We start from the raw sequence: 14,134 nt of genomic DNA, 5'->3' as shown, positions 1-14,134 counted from the left end.
AGGATTGCGGCAGTAGCCGCATAGTTAGAGTGTCTACTTTTTGTGGGTATGACCAAAGCACAAGGCCCATGTATGACAAATGAAGAAATACAATTATTGTCAGACACAGTAAAAGTAGGATTTCCAATTCTTGGCACACTGCTTGGTGGTGCCATAGGCGCACTATCCACCTACTTTATTACACGCCTAAATCACAAGAATGAGAACGCCAAAGAAGCGTTAAGAAAACGTCACGAATTAATATTAAAAGCAGCAGGTGAAATAGCTGAATTTGAGCATCTCATTGGCACATATGCTTTTGCTATTAGCAACCATGTGCAAGGTCTGGAAGGGGAAATTGATATGGAAGCGGCAAGGCAGAACCTGATAAGCCAGAATCAGCCCCTGCGCAGAGCAAGAATGATCCTGAAGATTCTAAACCTTAAAGAAGCCGAAAGACATTTAGAAGAGTACCTTGAATTCACAAGAGAAGTGATAGCTAAAGGTCCAAAACTGAAGCCTGAAAGAGCTTCTGAACTGGCAAAAATAGTTACCCGTGGACCTGTTCTATTCTATGAATCATTGGCCCCAGAGTTATCAGCCAATGATTCGTAATGCTTCTAATACTGCACTCCAGGTGACCCGCTACCGCGATGTCCTATCGTCGCTCTGTGGCAGCGGTCACCTGAGTTGGGTCGTTATATTTAAGAGGTGTTTTGCATCAATGAAGTGTAATTCCGAGATATACAAATTCGCGTTAGGGTATTTGAATATTGCTGAAATTGCTGAGAGTAAAGCTGTAGAACGTGATACTTTCTATCATGCCTATAAAGCGAATTTGGCTTTTTCTATTGAGCTATTCTTGAAGTGCATCGAGGCAACATCAACGGAGCGTACGATCCTCAGAGTTGGCGATGCGCAAATTACACGATTATTCTCTGGAAGCAATATTCGAGGCCATGAACTTGATAAGATTTTTGGCAAATTAGAACAAGATAGGAGAAAGATACTAAGCGAGAAATTCGAAAGCCATCCATGTAATGTTACTTGTAGTACGTTAGAAAACATATTAGCCGAATTAAGTGATGCTTTTGTCAAAGATCGCTATGCTTTTGAAATTGGCGGAATTACTTCATCAGACCCAGATACATTGCTCTGGACAGCAAGGTTTTTTAAAGATGCTCTCAAACCCTAAATATTACAAGGTTGTCAACCTAATGCAGTTTGCTTCGCTCCGTTTTTCGGCGGCTACGCTACTGCGATAAAGGGGTCGGTGACAACTGAGAACCATTCCCATTTAATTTTCACCGGTCTTCTGTGCTTTACATGGCCCCGTCTCCATCCCAGGGCACAATTTTGGCACAGCCCAGAAATGAAAAAGGCCCGCGATTAGTCGCAGGCCTTTAAAATGGTGCCCAGAGGCGGAATCGAACTTCGAGAACCACACTCTCACAGCGATTTTGTAACCTATTGATTTACAAAGAATAGGTTGGTCTTGCGTAACTCTAGGACAATATAAGCTGTACCACCTATCTGGACTCATTTCGAGTCTTTTTGTCAATCTATAGCTTGACTTTAACTATCTTAATGTCAAATAATAACTTGACGTTAATAAGTTTAGTGTATATGCATAGATATACGTTATTTGTTTTAATGTAAATTTATAGGTTAACAATGAGTATTAAGAAGATCGTCTTGCAACAGATTCAAAGCCAGGTTGATCGCGCCGCTGAAACGGTGCGCGGTCTTTCTGTGCCCAAAGAGGGCTGGATCAGGACGGTCAGAAAATCACTCGGTATGTCGGGCGCACAACTAGCCCGCCGTATGGATATTACCCGAGCGGCCATTTCCAATACAGAGAAAGCCGAGCTGGAAGGGCGCGTGACGATCAAGGCAATGCGTGAAGCCGCAGAAGCCATGGGTTGTCGCCTTGTCTATGCGATAGTACCTGAGAAGGATATAGAAACGCTGATCCGTAAGCGGGCGAGGGAAAAGGCCCAAGCCAAGGTCAAAAAGGTCAATCAGCATATGGCCCTTGAGGCTCAAACCCTGACTAGTGACAGGATAGACTTTGAGATTGAACGATTAACCGACGAGTTGGTGAAGAACCTTCCTGCGGAGCTATGGAATGATTGACGACCTGGACGAGCCGGAAGGCGCAACGCCCCTTGATCCCGACGAGATGGCAGGACTGAAATTTTCACACATCTCGACAAGAGGAGAGCTGGATCAGCTCGAACAGGCCAATATTACGTCCGGCCTTTCATGGCTGGATAGGCAGAGCGGCGAAGATCTTCTAACCGATCATTTTGCACGCAAGCTACACCAAAAAATGTTCGGTCAGGTCTGGGCGTGGGCGGGCACCTATCGCCAGACGGAAAAGAGTATCGGTATCGATCCGATCCACATTTCCGTACAGCTTTGGACGCTCTTGGGCGATGTTCAGTATTGGGTGGATAACGATACCTATGACCCGATAGAAGCGGCGGCACGCTTTCATCATAAGCTCGTTTATATCCATCCGTTTCCAAACGGTAACGGTCGCTTTGCGCGATTTATGGCCGATGCCTTGCTCGAAAAGCTCTATGACGAAGACGCTATAGACTGGTACGGCGGGTATGATCTCCAGGAAATGAATGAACGTCGCGCAGATTATATAGACGCGCTCCGAGCCGCCGATGGGGGCGACTATGAGCCATTGTTGGATTTTGTTAGCGAATAGAAAAGATGGATTTATTTAACAATAGGGAAGTTTCGCTATTCATTTGGTTTTGTATTGCTTTGGCATTTTCTCTAAGCAAGGAGACCATTCGTAAATCACTTCGAGATTTAATAAAAGCAGCATTTCATAAAGCTCTTGTCAGGATATATCTTCTTATGCTGACCTATATAGCTTTTTTGATTTACATGCTTTCGGAAGTCGGGCTATGGGATTTCGACCAAACCAAGACGACAATTATCTGGACAGTTACAGCAGCGCTTGTCACGTTGTTTCGTCACGATCAAATTCGGGAAGATCCTAATTATTTTAAAAAGGCTGTGAGGGATAACATTAACCTCGTTGCGGTCATCGAATTTGTGGTGACCTTTTACAGTTTTCCGTTTCTTGTTGAGTTTATCCTTGTTCCCGCTTCTTTTTTTGTTATGGCCGTATATGAGTTTTTAAAGTTACAGGAAGAAAATAAGATCGTCGTAGATTTTTTCGATAAGTTGTCGACTCCCTTCGGATTGCTGGTTTTGGCATATACTGGACATAATTTTTATATCCATGTGGGAGAGTTTTTTGTTTGGGGAACTCTGACCGATTTCACAACGCCAATAATACTATCCTTACTGTTCTTGCCCTTCGTCTACATGGTTGCAGTTTATTCATCCTATGAGCGGGTGTTTGGCCAGATAGAAATAAACTCATCAAACAGAGATGTTTCCCGATACGCCAAGTGGAAAGCGATATTTGGGTTTAATCTGCGTTTTAAACTTCTCGAAAGGTGGTCTCACACAACCTTTATATCTCCGCTGAATAGTCGGGAAGAAGTAAGAAGTTCGATAGCAGATATGAGGGAACTTGCTGAATATGAAATAAAGGATAATCCGGTTCCGTTAGAAGATGGATGGATGCCAATAAAAGCAAAGGATTTTTTGAGAGAGGAAGGCTTTAAGGCCGGAGATTATAAGTATGTGGGGGAGGGCGAATGGTTTGTCTCTTCCAATAACGTGGAAATCGGAGATGATATATTACCAAATTCTTTGTGGTATTACGTCTCGGGTAATCCAAAGATAGCTAAAGATTTAAAGCTCAAGCTTTATGTGCATCAGCCTGATCAAGAGCAGGTTGCAAAAGAAAAGCTTATAGAGGTTGGTCGCGTTCTGATAAATAAAGCTTTGGGCGAAGAGTTGGACGAGGCCCTTATCCGGGCAATCATGGAGGCAAGGAACGAGCAGGTTACAGCTAAAGGAAAGAGCATATCTGTGATCAAGGAAGACTGGCCTAATGGTAAGCCTGGTCAGTATGATATCTCGATTTTTATTCACAGTGAGTAAGCTATTTAACGCCAATAAAGATCAAACAAAAATAAAACAGGGATAAAGGGGTCGGTGACAACTGAGAACCATTCCCATTTAATTTTCACCGGTCTTCTGTGCTTTACATGGCCCCGTCTCCATCCCAGGGCACAATTTTGGCACAGCCCAGAAATGAAAAAGGCCCGCGATTAGTCGCAGGCCTTTAAAATGGTGCCCAGAGGCGGAATCGAACCACCGACACGAGGATTTTCAATCCTCTGCTCTACCAACTGAGCTATCTGGGCATTTCTACCAGTGGTAACTGGCGAAGGCGCGTATTAAACCTTCTCATATTTCCAGCGTCAAGGGTGGGCGCGGAAATTATTCCGCAGGCGGTACGTAGCCCTCCGCCTGGTCGATGTCCTGACCGGAGAGAAACCTGTCCCGCTGTTCGTTCAGGTAGGTGCGGGCGGTCATGTCCATCATGTTGAGGTGTTTCTCGTTGATCAGGCGGGTCTGGTGTTCGAGCCATTCCAGCCAGGCCTGTTTTGAGACGTGTTCGTAGATATCCTGTCCTTTGGGGCCGGGGAAGGGCGGTGCATCGAGTCCTTCCAGTTCCCGGTTGAGCTTTTTGCAGTGAACCATACGTGCCATGGGATTACCTTGTTGATTGGTTGGGTTGTTGCCGTGCTTGCAATTCCTGTAAAAGTTGCCTGACGGGCTGGGCGGTGCCCACCGCCAGTGTTGACTGGGGGTTATACCAGACCAGCGCGCTGGTATCCATGACCTGCTGCTGTGGCTGAACGGTGATCAGCGCCGGTTGGTAGTCCAGATGGTAATGGCTGAAGCTGTGACGTCGGCCGGGCAGTAACTCCCAGTCTGTTGCGCGGTAACCGAGGCTGTTGCAGGTCTGTTCTATCTCGTCTTTATGGTCGCATTGGGGAAACACCCAGAGTCCGCCCCACAGACCACTGGCGGGGCGCTGCTGTAACAGCACTTCCCCTGCCGGGTTTTGAATGACCAGAAAGAGGCATTGGCGAACCGGCTGTTGTCGATGGGGTTTTTTGCCGGGGTAGCGGGTGGGTGTGCCCTCTGCCAGTGCTTTACATCCCTCTGACAGCGGACATTGGCTGCAGGTCGGTTTGCTGCGGGTGCAGAGGGTGGCGCCGAGATCCATGATCGCCTGGGTGTAATCGCCAAAGCGTTGCGCTGGGGTGTGTTGCTCGGCTAATTCCCAGAGTTGTCTGGCGACTGATGTCTGGCCGGGCCAGCCGTCGATGCCATGGTAGCGGGCGAGCACCCGTTTTACGTTGCCGTCGAGGATGGCGGCCCGCTTGTCGAGGGCAATGGCACAGATGGCACCAGCGGTGGAGCGGCCGATGCCGGGCAGTGCCATTAATTGTTCCTGGGTATCCGGAAAAACACCGCCATGTTCTGTGCAAACAAGCTGTGCCGAGCGATGCAGGTTGCGGGCCCGGGCGTAGTAACCGAGACCGGTCCACTGTTGCAACACGTCATCGAGCGGGGCTTTTGCCAGTGATGAAATGTCGGGGAAACGCGCCATGAACCGTTGAAAGTAGGGGATAACGGTACTGACCTGGGTTTGCTGCAACATGATTTCCGACACCCATACCCGATAGGGGTCTTTGTTCTGCTGCCAGGGCAAGTCCTTGCGGCCGTGCCGGCCAAACCAGCACAGCAGCTGTTCGGAAAATATTGCGGACACTATTGGAAAATACCCTTGAGCACCTCATCGATGAGTTGTTTTTTGGGGTCTTGCTCTTTTTCGGCTGAAGGCTCTTGTTTGGTTGAGGACTCCTCCGTAGCTGAAGGCTCTTCAACCGCTGACGGCTCTTTATTGGCTGAGGGCTCTTCTGTGGTTGTAGATGGCTGTGTCAGGTATTTGTCAAACAGCTTTTCCTTGAGAAGGTCCTGCACTTTGCCCTGAATCAGCTGGTTGATGAATTGCTTGTCCGGCAGGCAACTGCCCCCACCGTTTTCCGCAAAAGAGCCGGTGCAGCGGAATGGGATGTCCCGGTTCTGGATGGATTTGCTTTTGATCGTACAGCCGGTCTCCGAGGTGGTATCGCCGCGCAGATTGGCCTTGATCAGCATGTCGTAGGTTTCCCTGCCGAGGTGGGCGGAGCCGTTGCCGGAAACCAGCATATTGCCAATGCCGGTGGTAAAGCCGGGCAGGGTAATCTGCTGGTCCTGCCATTTGATGGTGCCCTGCATGTCCTGCAGGGTGGTGTGATTTGGCCAGGTTTTGCCGGTCAAGGTTCTGCCCTCTACCAGCGAGGCCATTTCACAATAACTTTTTTCCACATTGATGTTGTCGACCTGTAGCTCCGAGAAGCTGAAGTCGCCGTTGCCGTTCATGTTGTCCAGCAGTGCATCACTGCTGTCGCCGGCGCTGTTGCCGGTGAAGTTCATGGTCAGCTTGCCGTGGATGTCGCCCTGTTCGGCCAGTGTCACCAGCGCTTTGTGCAGGTCTATTGCAGCGACGTTCTGGGTGAAGCTGACGGTTGGGGTGGCTCTGCCAAGGTCTGCCCTGGCGGTGGTTTTGAAGGTGCCGCCAAATATGCCGCCGGAGAGTTCGCTGACTTGCACTACTTTGCCATTGGCCAGCAGTTTGAGGAGGAGGTTGTCCACGCGGATGTTATCCGCCGTCAGGCTTGCCAGGCTCAGTTCCACTTCGCCCTTGCCGCCTTCGAGCAGTGCCAGTGGTGCCAGCAGTGGGGTGAGGAGGGCGGCCTGCTGTTCGGTGGATTCCGTTTCGCTGGTGGCGGGCAGGACAAGGTGATTGCCCTCTATTTTCATGGATAGCTGGCGAGTCCCCTGGAGTTGCATGGTCATGTTGCCGGTCGCATTAAATTCGTCCAGCGCCAGTTTCAGGTTGCTCAGGGCGACGGTTTTTTCCGATACCGCAAACGTGCTGCTGATACCAACCTTTTTGAAACCCTCCGGCGTCTCCATCGGCAGCTCTGCGAGGATCAGGTTCTGCAACGACAGCTCGCCCTGCAGCGCAGGTGTGGTTTGCAGTCCTGCGCCATTGACCGCGCCAGTAATGCTCGCCGATCCCAGCTTGCCGGTGATGTCTGTGACGGAGAGGCTGTCTGTGTCACCCTCATAATCGGCATTGAACTTCAACGTCAATGGCAGTTTCTCCAGCCCTTTTACCGATAGTCTGGCATCGGAAAGGGTGAGTTTTTGTGGACTGGCCTCAACGGCGACAAAGGATTGCAGTGTGACTTGCAGGGTCGGCTGGTCGGGGAGCGCGGTGATGAATTCGAGGTTGATGGCAAAGGGCTTGCCATCGAGATTGAGTTTTGTGCTGGTAAAGTTCAGTTGTTCGAATATCCGGTCAGGTGCGTCTGGTGATGTCACGGTGATCCGGCTATCGGTCAGGGAGATTTCATCAATGGCCAGCTCAAAAGGCAGGTCACCGGTTTTTGTGTCACTGGTAGCGGCAGCGGCCCCGGGCAGCGCCGCCACATTGGCGGCTTCGGCGGCTGTTTTTGTGCGGATATCGGCACCATCAAAGGTGATCGCTTGCAGGCGAACAGTGCGTGTCAGCAGTGCTCTCCAGTCGAGGATCAGGCTGGCTTCCCGAAATTTTATATCGGGTATTCCGGTATCTTCTTTGGTGGCGGTGAGTGATGAGCTGCCCGCTTGAACGGCCAGATTGGGAAAGAACGACCAGCTCAGGTCACCGTCTATTTTCAGCTCGAGGTCGTTCTGTCGGGCAAGTTTTTCCAGTTCAGGTTTGTAGGTGTTCGGGTCGACGCCAAATAGCAGAAAAGTTACGCCCCCGGCCACAACCAACATCAACACCAGTAACATTACCAATATAATTCTTAGCAGTTTCATGGGTATCACTCTCTGTCCGGGAAAGCCAAAACGGCCATTGCAGGCAACTATGTTACTCGCAATGGCCGTGATTGTTTACCGATACGCGACGGCTTGGTGCCGCTGCCTGATCAGAAGCTGTAACGTACCCCCAGCTCCAGACTCAGGCGCGACTCGGGGGCGAATTCCCGCAGGAAGGAGGTGGAGTTACGGATTTCCTCATCCAGCAGGTTGTTGGCCTTGGCAAAGAACAGCCAGTCCCCGGCGGCAGTATCCACATGGTAGTTGAAGTGGGCATCCAGGCGGGTGTAGTTGTCGGTATCCTCTTCAAATTCACCGGCGTGGTTCTGTTTCTTGACGTCGGTGAGCCGGAAGCCGGTGTGCCAGTTGTAGGCCTGATAATCCAGTGCTATGCCATAACGCAGTGGCGGGATTCGCGGCACATCACCGCCTTTATCCAGCTTGGCACGCACGTAATCACCGAATATTTCCACCTGCCAGTTATCTCTGAATGGAACGACCAGTGAGGCTTCGGCACCCCTGAAGGTGGCATCCTGTTGCTGGAATTGATAGATATCCAGCTCCTCTTCCTCGTGTTCTTCGCCGGTATTTTTCTTGAAGATAAAATCATCAATTTTGTTGTAGAAAATACTCAGCTTCAGATCAACCGGTCCCTGGTAGCGGTAGCCCAGCTCAATGTTGTGGCTGGTTTCCTCATCGAGGTCTCTATCGCCGATATCAAAACTCTGGCTGGCGAAGTGGGGGCCATTGGACAACAGTTCCTCAACGACAGGAGCGCGCTCTGCGCGGCTCAGTGACAGACTCAACGACTGCTCGTCGGTCACTTGCCAGAGGCTGCCCGCGGACAGGCTGTAAATGTTATGGCTGATTTTGGAACCGTTGTCCGGGTCTATGGTTTGCCGGTCAAAGCGGGCCCCGAGCTCATGGGTGAACTGGTTGTGCGTGGTTTCGCCCACCCAGAACAACCCACCCTGACGGATATCGGACTTGGGTACGAAGGCTTCATCGCCGATGGCGCCGAAGCGGCGATCTTCCAGCTGTGTACCAAAAGCGCCTTTCCAGCCGGCAATTTCCCTGTGTACCAGTTCTCCCCTGAATTCAAACGCTTCATTGAAGAATTTGGTACCTTTTTCACCGCTTTCCAGTTCTATGTGCTCATAGTCGTTATAGCCGAGACGGAAGCGGCCCAGTTCGATACCGGGCAGGATGTTTGCCCATTCGCCCTTCAGGTCAATCCGGGTCTGTTCCATATCGATGCGAATCAATTCAACTTCTTCATCGTCATGATCGTCATCGTGGTCATCTTCTTCGTGATGCCCGTGGGATCCCGGCGGTATACCGTATTCATTGTTGATCTGGCTGAACGACATACCGATAAAACCTTCATCGCCTATCCAGGATAATCCTGCACTGAAGGCGTCGGCCCGGGTGTCGGTATTTTCGATATAGCCACGGGTGCTTTCGGGCTCTTCACCGGGTTCCGGTTCCTGGGCATAACCCTGAACCTTGAGGTCATTGCTTTCCCGGTAAATACCGTCCAGGTGCCACGCCCAGCTGCCGGCGCCGCCATCCAGTTTGAACACAGTGCTGTCCTGGTCGCTGGCGGTGTTATGGCGATATTCCACGGCACCTTCAAGCTTCTCGGGCACCTTGTCGGGAATCCGGTTGTCGATGACATTGACTACGCCACCGACCGCACCGCTGCCATAGCGCAGTGTGGCCGGTCCCCGCAGGATTTCGATACGTTCCGCCAGCAATGCTTCCGTGGTGACTGCGTGATCGCCACTCACGGTAGAGGCATCCATGGTGCCGAGACCATCCTGCAGGACGCGAACACGGTTATCGCTCTGACCGCGAATCACGGGTTTGCCAACCCCGGGACCAAACCCCTGGTTGGTGACGCCGAGTTCATCCTTGAGGGATTCACCGATGGTTGCGGCGGCCTTGTTGCGCAGATTTTCACCCGACAGAACACTGACGGACTGTTTTATCCCGGCAGAGTCCTCCTGTAATGGTGAAGCGGAGATGATGACTTCATTGATTTCGTTGTGGTGCTGGCTTTGCGCCAGGGCGACACAGGGCAGACTGGACACGGCCAGCGCTACCATAAAAGGCGTTTTCATGGGTGTAATTCCTATAACTTAAACAGGTAAATTCAGAGCTTGAATTGTGTGTTCAGTGATAGGCAGGTGGGGCGCGACTGTTGCGCGGTGCACTGGGCTGGAGATGATGGGTCGAAGCCGGTGCTGCGGTAATTCCAGCATTGACAAGCTGTAACAGAAAATCCGGCGACTGGCTTTGCAGGGTGGCCAGTCCACCGCTGGCGCTGTGGAGAATCTCACAACTGACGGTGTGATTGTCCAGATGCACATGGGCGGCCGCCGTCTCGCTCAGCCACAGGGTAGTGACAGCCAACAGGCAGACGAGAAGGATGTTGGGGCTTCGCAAGCGCATAAAGGTCAGGCAGATAAGTGTAATAAACAGCCGGTGAGTGTAATGACTTCCTCCTGCTTATGGAAGGGTGGCGGTGAGGGCCCTATAATGGGACGGCCCGATAACGGGACACAGGTTGGAGACGCAGATGGCGGAACGGAAAGCAACAGTCAAACGCGATACGCTGGAGACCCAGATTAGCGTTGAGGTAAATATCGACGGAACCGGGCAGGTCAATTTTGCCACCGGCATCCCGTTTCTCGAGCATATGCTGGACCAGATTGCCCGTCACGGTTTGATTGATATAACGGTAACAGCCGAAGGAGATACCCATATCGATGACCACCACTCGGTGGAGGATATCGGCATCACCCTGGGGCAGGCATTCCAGCAGGCGCTGGGTGACAAGAAGGGCATTCGTCGCTACGGCCACGCCTATGTGCCACTGGACGAGGCGTTATCCAGAGTCGTGGTGGACTTCTCCGGTCGCCCGGGCCTGGAGATGTCTGTCGATTTTGCCCGCGCCCGAGTGGGTGATTTCGATGTGGATCTCAGTTACGAATTCTTTCAGGGCTTTGTTAACCACGCGGGCGTGACCCTGCACATCGACAACCTTCGTGGTCACAACGCCCACCATCAGATTGAAACCATCTTCAAGGCCTTTGGCCGCGCCGTGCGTATGGCGGTTGAGATGGATCCCAGAATGGCCGGAGTGATGCCTTCGACCAAGGGCACACTGTAAATAAAGAGCCGTCTATGACAGATTTTCGTACCCGTATTGCCGTGCTGGATTACGGCATGGGCAACCTTCATTCCGTTGCCAAGGCCCTTGAGTCCGTGGCGCCAAGGGCCGAGGTGATAATCACCTCGGATACCACAGAGGCCGAGGACGCTGACCGGATCGTCTTTCCCGGTGTCGGTGCCATCCGTGACTGCATGGCCGAAATCCGGCGACTGGGTTTTGACCGGTTTGTGGCAAAAGCCGTGCAGGAAAAGCCCGTGCTCGGAATCTGTGTCGGTATGCAGGCGCTGCTGGAGCACAGCGAAGAGAATAATGGTGTTGATTGCCTGAACATCCTGCCGGGTGAGGTGCGGTTTTTTGGTCACCATCTGCGGGATGACAGCGGCGAAAAACTGAAGGTTCCGCACATGGGTTGGAACCGGGTTCACCAGACCATCGACCATCCCATGTGGCACGGCATTGAACAGGACAGCCGGTTTTATTTTGTACACAGCTACTATGTGGACGAAAGCCGCCCAGAGTTGGTGGCCGCGACCTGTGATTACTCGGTCAAGTTCGCCGCCGCGCTGGTTCATGACAACCTGTTTGCCGTGCAGTTTCACCCGGAAAAAAGTCACACGACCGGGCTGCAACTGTTGAGCAACTTTGTCTCATGGCGCGGTGATTGATCGGGTCGGCATTGTTCCGGCCCGCAATGCCAGATAATCGTTAGCCAGAAAACCATTTATAAAGAAACAGGAATACATTGTGCTGATAATCCCCGCGATTGATTTAAAAGACGGTGAATGTGTGCGATTGCGCCAGGGTCGTATGGACGATTCCACCGTATTTTCCAGCAGCCCGCTGGAAACCGCAGCCAGATGGGTGGATGCCGGTGCCAGGCGTTTGCATCTGGTGGATCTGAATGGCGCATTTGCCGGCGAGCCGGTCAATGGCGAAGTCGTCACCGCCATTGCCAAAGCCTACCCGAACCTGCCGATCCAGATTGGTGGCGGTATTCGCAATGCCGAGACTATCGAGGCCTATCTGAAGGCCGGGGTTCAGTACGTGATTATCGGCACCAAGGCCGTGAAAGAGCCGGAATTCGTGACCGAAATGTGTAAACAGTTCCCCGGCCATATTATTGTCGGCCTCGATGCCAAAAATGGTCGCGTGGCTACCGATGGCTGGGCGGAGGTCACCGAAGTGCTGGCCGCCGATCTGGCCAAACGCTTCGAGGCAGACGGCGTCAGCGCCATCGTCTACACCGACATCGACCGCGACGGCATGATGCAGGGCGTCAATGTGAATGCCACAGTGGCGATGGCTCAGGCCTCCTCAATTCCGGTAATTGCCTCCGGTGGCATTACCAATATGGACGACATCGTCGCCCTCAACCGAGTGGCCGACCAGGGCATCCTCGGTGCCATTACCGGTCGTGCCATCTATGAAGGCACCCTGGATGTCGCTGAAGCACAGCGGCTCTGCGATGGCTGATTGGTTAACAAATAATCGTTACGAACCATTTAATTCAACCCCTTTAATTCACTTTGATTCCGACTGTTTTAATTGCGTAGAAGCTAAGAAAAAAGCCGCTGGGTAAGCGGCTTGGAGGGTGATCTATGAAAGCTTGCGTCAACTGATACTACCACTATACGTATAGCATACAGTCTTAATGAGCCATCAGGACTAGTTCCGGGTCAGTTGGCGCATATCTGGACCCAAGGGTAGGGTGTAATCCACTGAGCCTAGGATTTCGCTATCGGAAGTCCGTATAAGCTTAGCCGTTATATAGATATTTCTTGAGGCCACAGCGTAGGTGCCTACTACTACTTGTGTAACATCATGTTCTACTGAGATGTTTTTCAAAGCACGTGATAGGACAAACTCACCCTGTCGTTCCTGGATATAAATATCTTTTCTTAGCAACATTTCGGTAATTTTATGGCCACGCTGGGTTAGTCGTGAAGCGACTTGCTGTGCGGCAATACGGCCAAAAGTTGATGATACGGATAGGTTGTTTATATCTGCATAACTGGCAACAATTGTGTTGCTATTTGGTTTTATCTTATCACCTGCCTGCTCCATCAAAAGGTCTGCAGCCTTATAGCTGAGGGCAACAATATCAGCATCACTAACGAATCCCCCTGCCTTTGAGTTTGAGGTGGTACATGCCGATAACGTTGCAGCGATTAGAGTGGATAGAAGTAAGGCGTATATGATTTTGGATAGTTTCATTTGTCAGCCCCCTACCTATTACCAGTCACAGACAGTCGTGTTTGTGATTGGTAGTGATCGAAATCATTTGAGTTAAAATAGTAAATCGAGCTGTTAGAGGAAACTATTTGGTCATTTGATGTAACTTGGGTAGTGATAATCACTTCAGTAATACTCTCGTCTGCCCGGTCAGCCCAGTATTGATGGAGATCAGAAGCTGCAGACAAAGGGATTAAGGCCAAAGCTGGTTCACTCCAATTATTTGCGGAAGTGCCAAGGCCTGCCAGAAAGCTGAGAACACCGGTGCGATAGCCGATTTTTGGGGGTAAGCTATTTCTATCAATATGTTCTACAGTGTTGACATTGACTGCCAGCTTGTGATCTGCGCCAGATTCTGATACTGAAATTTTTATCCCACGGTTAACCATCTCAGATGTCAGAAGATCTCTATAGGTATTGTCGAAAATACTTGAGCCTTTGTTCTTGCCATCACACTTAGAAGCGGTGCATGCCAGATAGACGATTCCGCTTGGAGGAAGCTTGGATGAAATCAGTTCAGCTTCATTAGCTGCTAGAACCTTCCAGTGATAGGCTGCTTGCAGCTTTTGCTGGGTTGAATGGGGATATGATTTTGCTTCGGGGTACTCTGAGAATTTTCCCGCACACCCCGCCAAAAGCAAGATTAATAAACATCCTACAGTTTTTTTCATAGAAGTTCCCTCTCTCGATAATTATCAAGTGGATTGTTAAGACTAAAAGGCCAATGTTTGTACAGTATACTCACAACTTAAGGGCCAAACTAGTCCAGTAGTATTAAAGGGGTCGGTGTAAACCGACCCCTTTAATACTAGTATTTTAGCCCGTAGGTTGGGGTGAGGGACGAACCCCAACGAAAAGGATAAAGAAAATCAA

At 50.9% G+C, this 14,134-nt stretch carries 15 protein-coding genes and 1 tRNA gene; 8 read left to right on the top strand and 8 right to left on the bottom strand.

The window, feature by feature from the left end:
* The first annotated feature begins 72 nt into the window (after window positions 1-72).
* From QZ516_RS12640 to QZ516_RS12620, 5 genes are all read left to right on the top strand, one after another.
* Window positions 73-594 (top strand): hypothetical protein, encoded by a 522-nt coding sequence (locus QZ516_RS12640; protein ID WP_297190475.1) that lies wholly within the window; start codon window positions 73-75, stop codon window positions 592-594.
* Between the two features lie 151 nt (window positions 595-745).
* Window positions 746-1,174, top strand: coding sequence for a hypothetical protein (locus tag QZ516_RS12635; RefSeq protein WP_297190472.1), 429 nt, complete (start codon window positions 746-748; stop codon window positions 1,172-1,174).
* 479 nt (window positions 1,175-1,653) lie between these two features.
* Window positions 1,654-2,115: a mobile mystery protein A gene (locus QZ516_RS12630; RefSeq protein ID WP_297190469.1), complete on the top strand. Its 462-nt coding sequence runs from the start codon at window positions 1,654-1,656 to the stop codon at window positions 2,113-2,115.
* Complete coding sequence (locus QZ516_RS12625; protein WP_297190467.1) at window positions 2,108-2,701, top strand: mobile mystery protein B; 594 nt, start codon at window positions 2,108-2,110, stop codon at window positions 2,699-2,701. Before QZ516_RS12630 ends, QZ516_RS12625 begins: the two co-directional genes overlap by 8 nt.
* 5 nt (window positions 2,702-2,706) lie before the next feature.
* Window positions 2,707-4,020 (top strand): hypothetical protein, encoded by a 1,314-nt coding sequence (locus tag QZ516_RS12620; protein ID WP_297190464.1) that lies wholly within the window; start codon window positions 2,707-2,709, stop codon window positions 4,018-4,020.
* 190 nt (window positions 4,021-4,210) lie between these two features.
* On the opposite strand, the gene QZ516_RS12615 is transcribed toward QZ516_RS12620, so the two are convergent.
* The 6 genes from QZ516_RS12615 to QZ516_RS12590 form a co-directional block, all read right to left on the bottom strand.
* Window positions 4,211-4,286, bottom strand: a tRNA-Phe gene (locus QZ516_RS12615).
* Window positions 4,287-4,362: 76 nt separating this feature from the next.
* On the bottom strand, window positions 4,363-4,635 hold the full coding sequence (locus QZ516_RS12610) for an oxidative damage protection protein (protein ID WP_036860025.1): 273 nt from the start codon (window positions 4,633-4,635) through the stop codon (window positions 4,363-4,365).
* A gap of 4 nt (window positions 4,636-4,639) precedes the next feature.
* Window positions 4,640-5,707, bottom strand: a complete 1,068-nt coding sequence (mutY, locus tag QZ516_RS12605; protein ID WP_365333820.1) for an A/G-specific adenine glycosylase — start codon at window positions 5,705-5,707, stop codon at window positions 4,640-4,642.
* Window positions 5,707-7,851, bottom strand: coding sequence for an AsmA family protein (locus QZ516_RS12600; protein ID WP_297190462.1), 2,145 nt, complete (start codon window positions 7,849-7,851; stop codon window positions 5,707-5,709). Before QZ516_RS12600 ends, mutY begins: the two co-directional genes overlap by 1 nt.
* Before the next feature lie 110 nt (window positions 7,852-7,961).
* The gene (locus tag QZ516_RS12595) at window positions 7,962-9,974 is read right to left on the bottom strand and encodes a TonB-dependent receptor (protein WP_297190459.1); all 2,013 of its coding nucleotides are present in this window, start codon (window positions 9,972-9,974) and stop codon (window positions 7,962-7,964) included.
* Window positions 9,975-10,026: 52 nt separating this feature from the next.
* Window positions 10,027-10,305 carry a hypothetical protein gene (locus QZ516_RS12590; RefSeq protein ID WP_297190456.1) on the bottom strand — a complete coding sequence of 93 codons (279 nt, stop codon included), beginning with the start codon at window positions 10,303-10,305 and terminating at the stop codon, window positions 10,027-10,029.
* A gap of 127 nt (window positions 10,306-10,432) precedes the next feature.
* Here QZ516_RS12590 and hisB point away from each other — a divergent pair, with 127 nt between their 5' ends.
* The 3 genes from hisB (at window position 10,433) to hisA (ending at window position 12,502) form a co-directional block, all read left to right on the top strand.
* The gene (hisB, locus tag QZ516_RS12585; protein WP_297190455.1) at window positions 10,433-11,026 is read left to right on the top strand and encodes an imidazoleglycerol-phosphate dehydratase HisB; all 594 of its coding nucleotides are present in this window, start codon (window positions 10,433-10,435) and stop codon (window positions 11,024-11,026) included.
* Between the two features lie 14 nt (window positions 11,027-11,040).
* Window positions 11,041-11,694, top strand: coding sequence for an imidazole glycerol phosphate synthase subunit HisH (hisH, locus tag QZ516_RS12580; RefSeq protein WP_297190452.1), 654 nt, complete (start codon window positions 11,041-11,043; stop codon window positions 11,692-11,694).
* Window positions 11,695-11,773: 79 nt separating this feature from the next.
* On the top strand, window positions 11,774-12,502 hold the full coding sequence (gene hisA / locus QZ516_RS12575) for a 1-(5-phosphoribosyl)-5-[(5-phosphoribosylamino)methylideneamino]imidazole-4-carboxamide isomerase (protein ID WP_297190449.1): 729 nt from the start codon (window positions 11,774-11,776) through the stop codon (window positions 12,500-12,502).
* Window positions 12,503-12,694: 192 nt separating this feature from the next.
* Here the strand turns inward: hisA and QZ516_RS12570 are convergent, their stop codons facing one another.
* Window positions 12,695-13,243, bottom strand: coding sequence for a FlgO family outer membrane protein (locus tag QZ516_RS12570; protein WP_297190446.1), 549 nt, complete (start codon window positions 13,241-13,243; stop codon window positions 12,695-12,697).
* Between the two features lie 11 nt (window positions 13,244-13,254).
* Window positions 13,255-13,932 carry a hypothetical protein gene (locus QZ516_RS12565; RefSeq protein ID WP_297190444.1) on the bottom strand — a complete coding sequence of 226 codons (678 nt, stop codon included), beginning with the start codon at window positions 13,930-13,932 and terminating at the stop codon, window positions 13,255-13,257.
* Window positions 13,933-14,134 lie beyond the last annotated feature (202 nt).

It is taken from the genome of uncultured Porticoccus sp. (assembly GCF_913061305.1).
Classification (GTDB): Bacteria; Pseudomonadota; Gammaproteobacteria; order Pseudomonadales; family Porticoccaceae; genus Porticoccus.
Note: the sequence above shows the minus strand (reverse complement) of the source record. Positions and strands in the feature narration are given on the sequence as shown.

Bases quoted from the DNA above. Each gene is read 5' to 3' on its own strand.
- hisB (WP_297190455.1), top strand. From the start codon at position 10,433: ATGGCGGAACGGAAAGCAACAGTCAAACGCGATACGCTGGAGACCCAG.
- QZ516_RS12630 (WP_297190469.1), top strand. From the start codon at position 1,654: ATGAGTATTAAGAAGATCGTCTTGCAACAGATTCAAAGCCAGGTTGAT.
- hisH (WP_297190452.1), top strand. From the start codon at position 11,041: ATGACAGATTTTCGTACCCGTATTGCCGTGCTGGATTACGGCATGGGC.
- QZ516_RS12595 (WP_297190459.1), bottom strand. From the start codon at position 9,974: ATGAAAACGCCTTTTATGGTAGCGCTGGCCGTGTCCAGTCTGCCCTGT.
- QZ516_RS12600 (WP_297190462.1), bottom strand. From the start codon at position 7,851: ATGAAACTGCTAAGAATTATATTGGTAATGTTACTGGTGTTGATGTTG.
- QZ516_RS12620 (WP_297190464.1), top strand. From the start codon at position 2,707: ATGGATTTATTTAACAATAGGGAAGTTTCGCTATTCATTTGGTTTTGT.
- QZ516_RS12590 (WP_297190456.1), bottom strand. From the start codon at position 10,305: ATGCGCTTGCGAAGCCCCAACATCCTTCTCGTCTGCCTGTTGGCTGTC.
- QZ516_RS12570 (WP_297190446.1), bottom strand. From the start codon at position 13,243: ATGAAACTATCCAAAATCATATACGCCTTACTTCTATCCACTCTAATC.
- QZ516_RS12640 (WP_297190475.1), top strand. From the start codon at position 73: ATGACAAATGAAGAAATACAATTATTGTCAGACACAGTAAAAGTAGGA.
- QZ516_RS12610 (WP_036860025.1), bottom strand. From the start codon at position 4,635: ATGGCACGTATGGTTCACTGCAAAAAGCTCAACCGGGAACTGGAAGGA.
- QZ516_RS12565 (WP_297190444.1), bottom strand. From the start codon at position 13,932: ATGAAAAAAACTGTAGGATGTTTATTAATCTTGCTTTTGGCGGGGTGT.
- QZ516_RS12625 (WP_297190467.1), top strand. From the start codon at position 2,108: ATGATTGACGACCTGGACGAGCCGGAAGGCGCAACGCCCCTTGATCCC.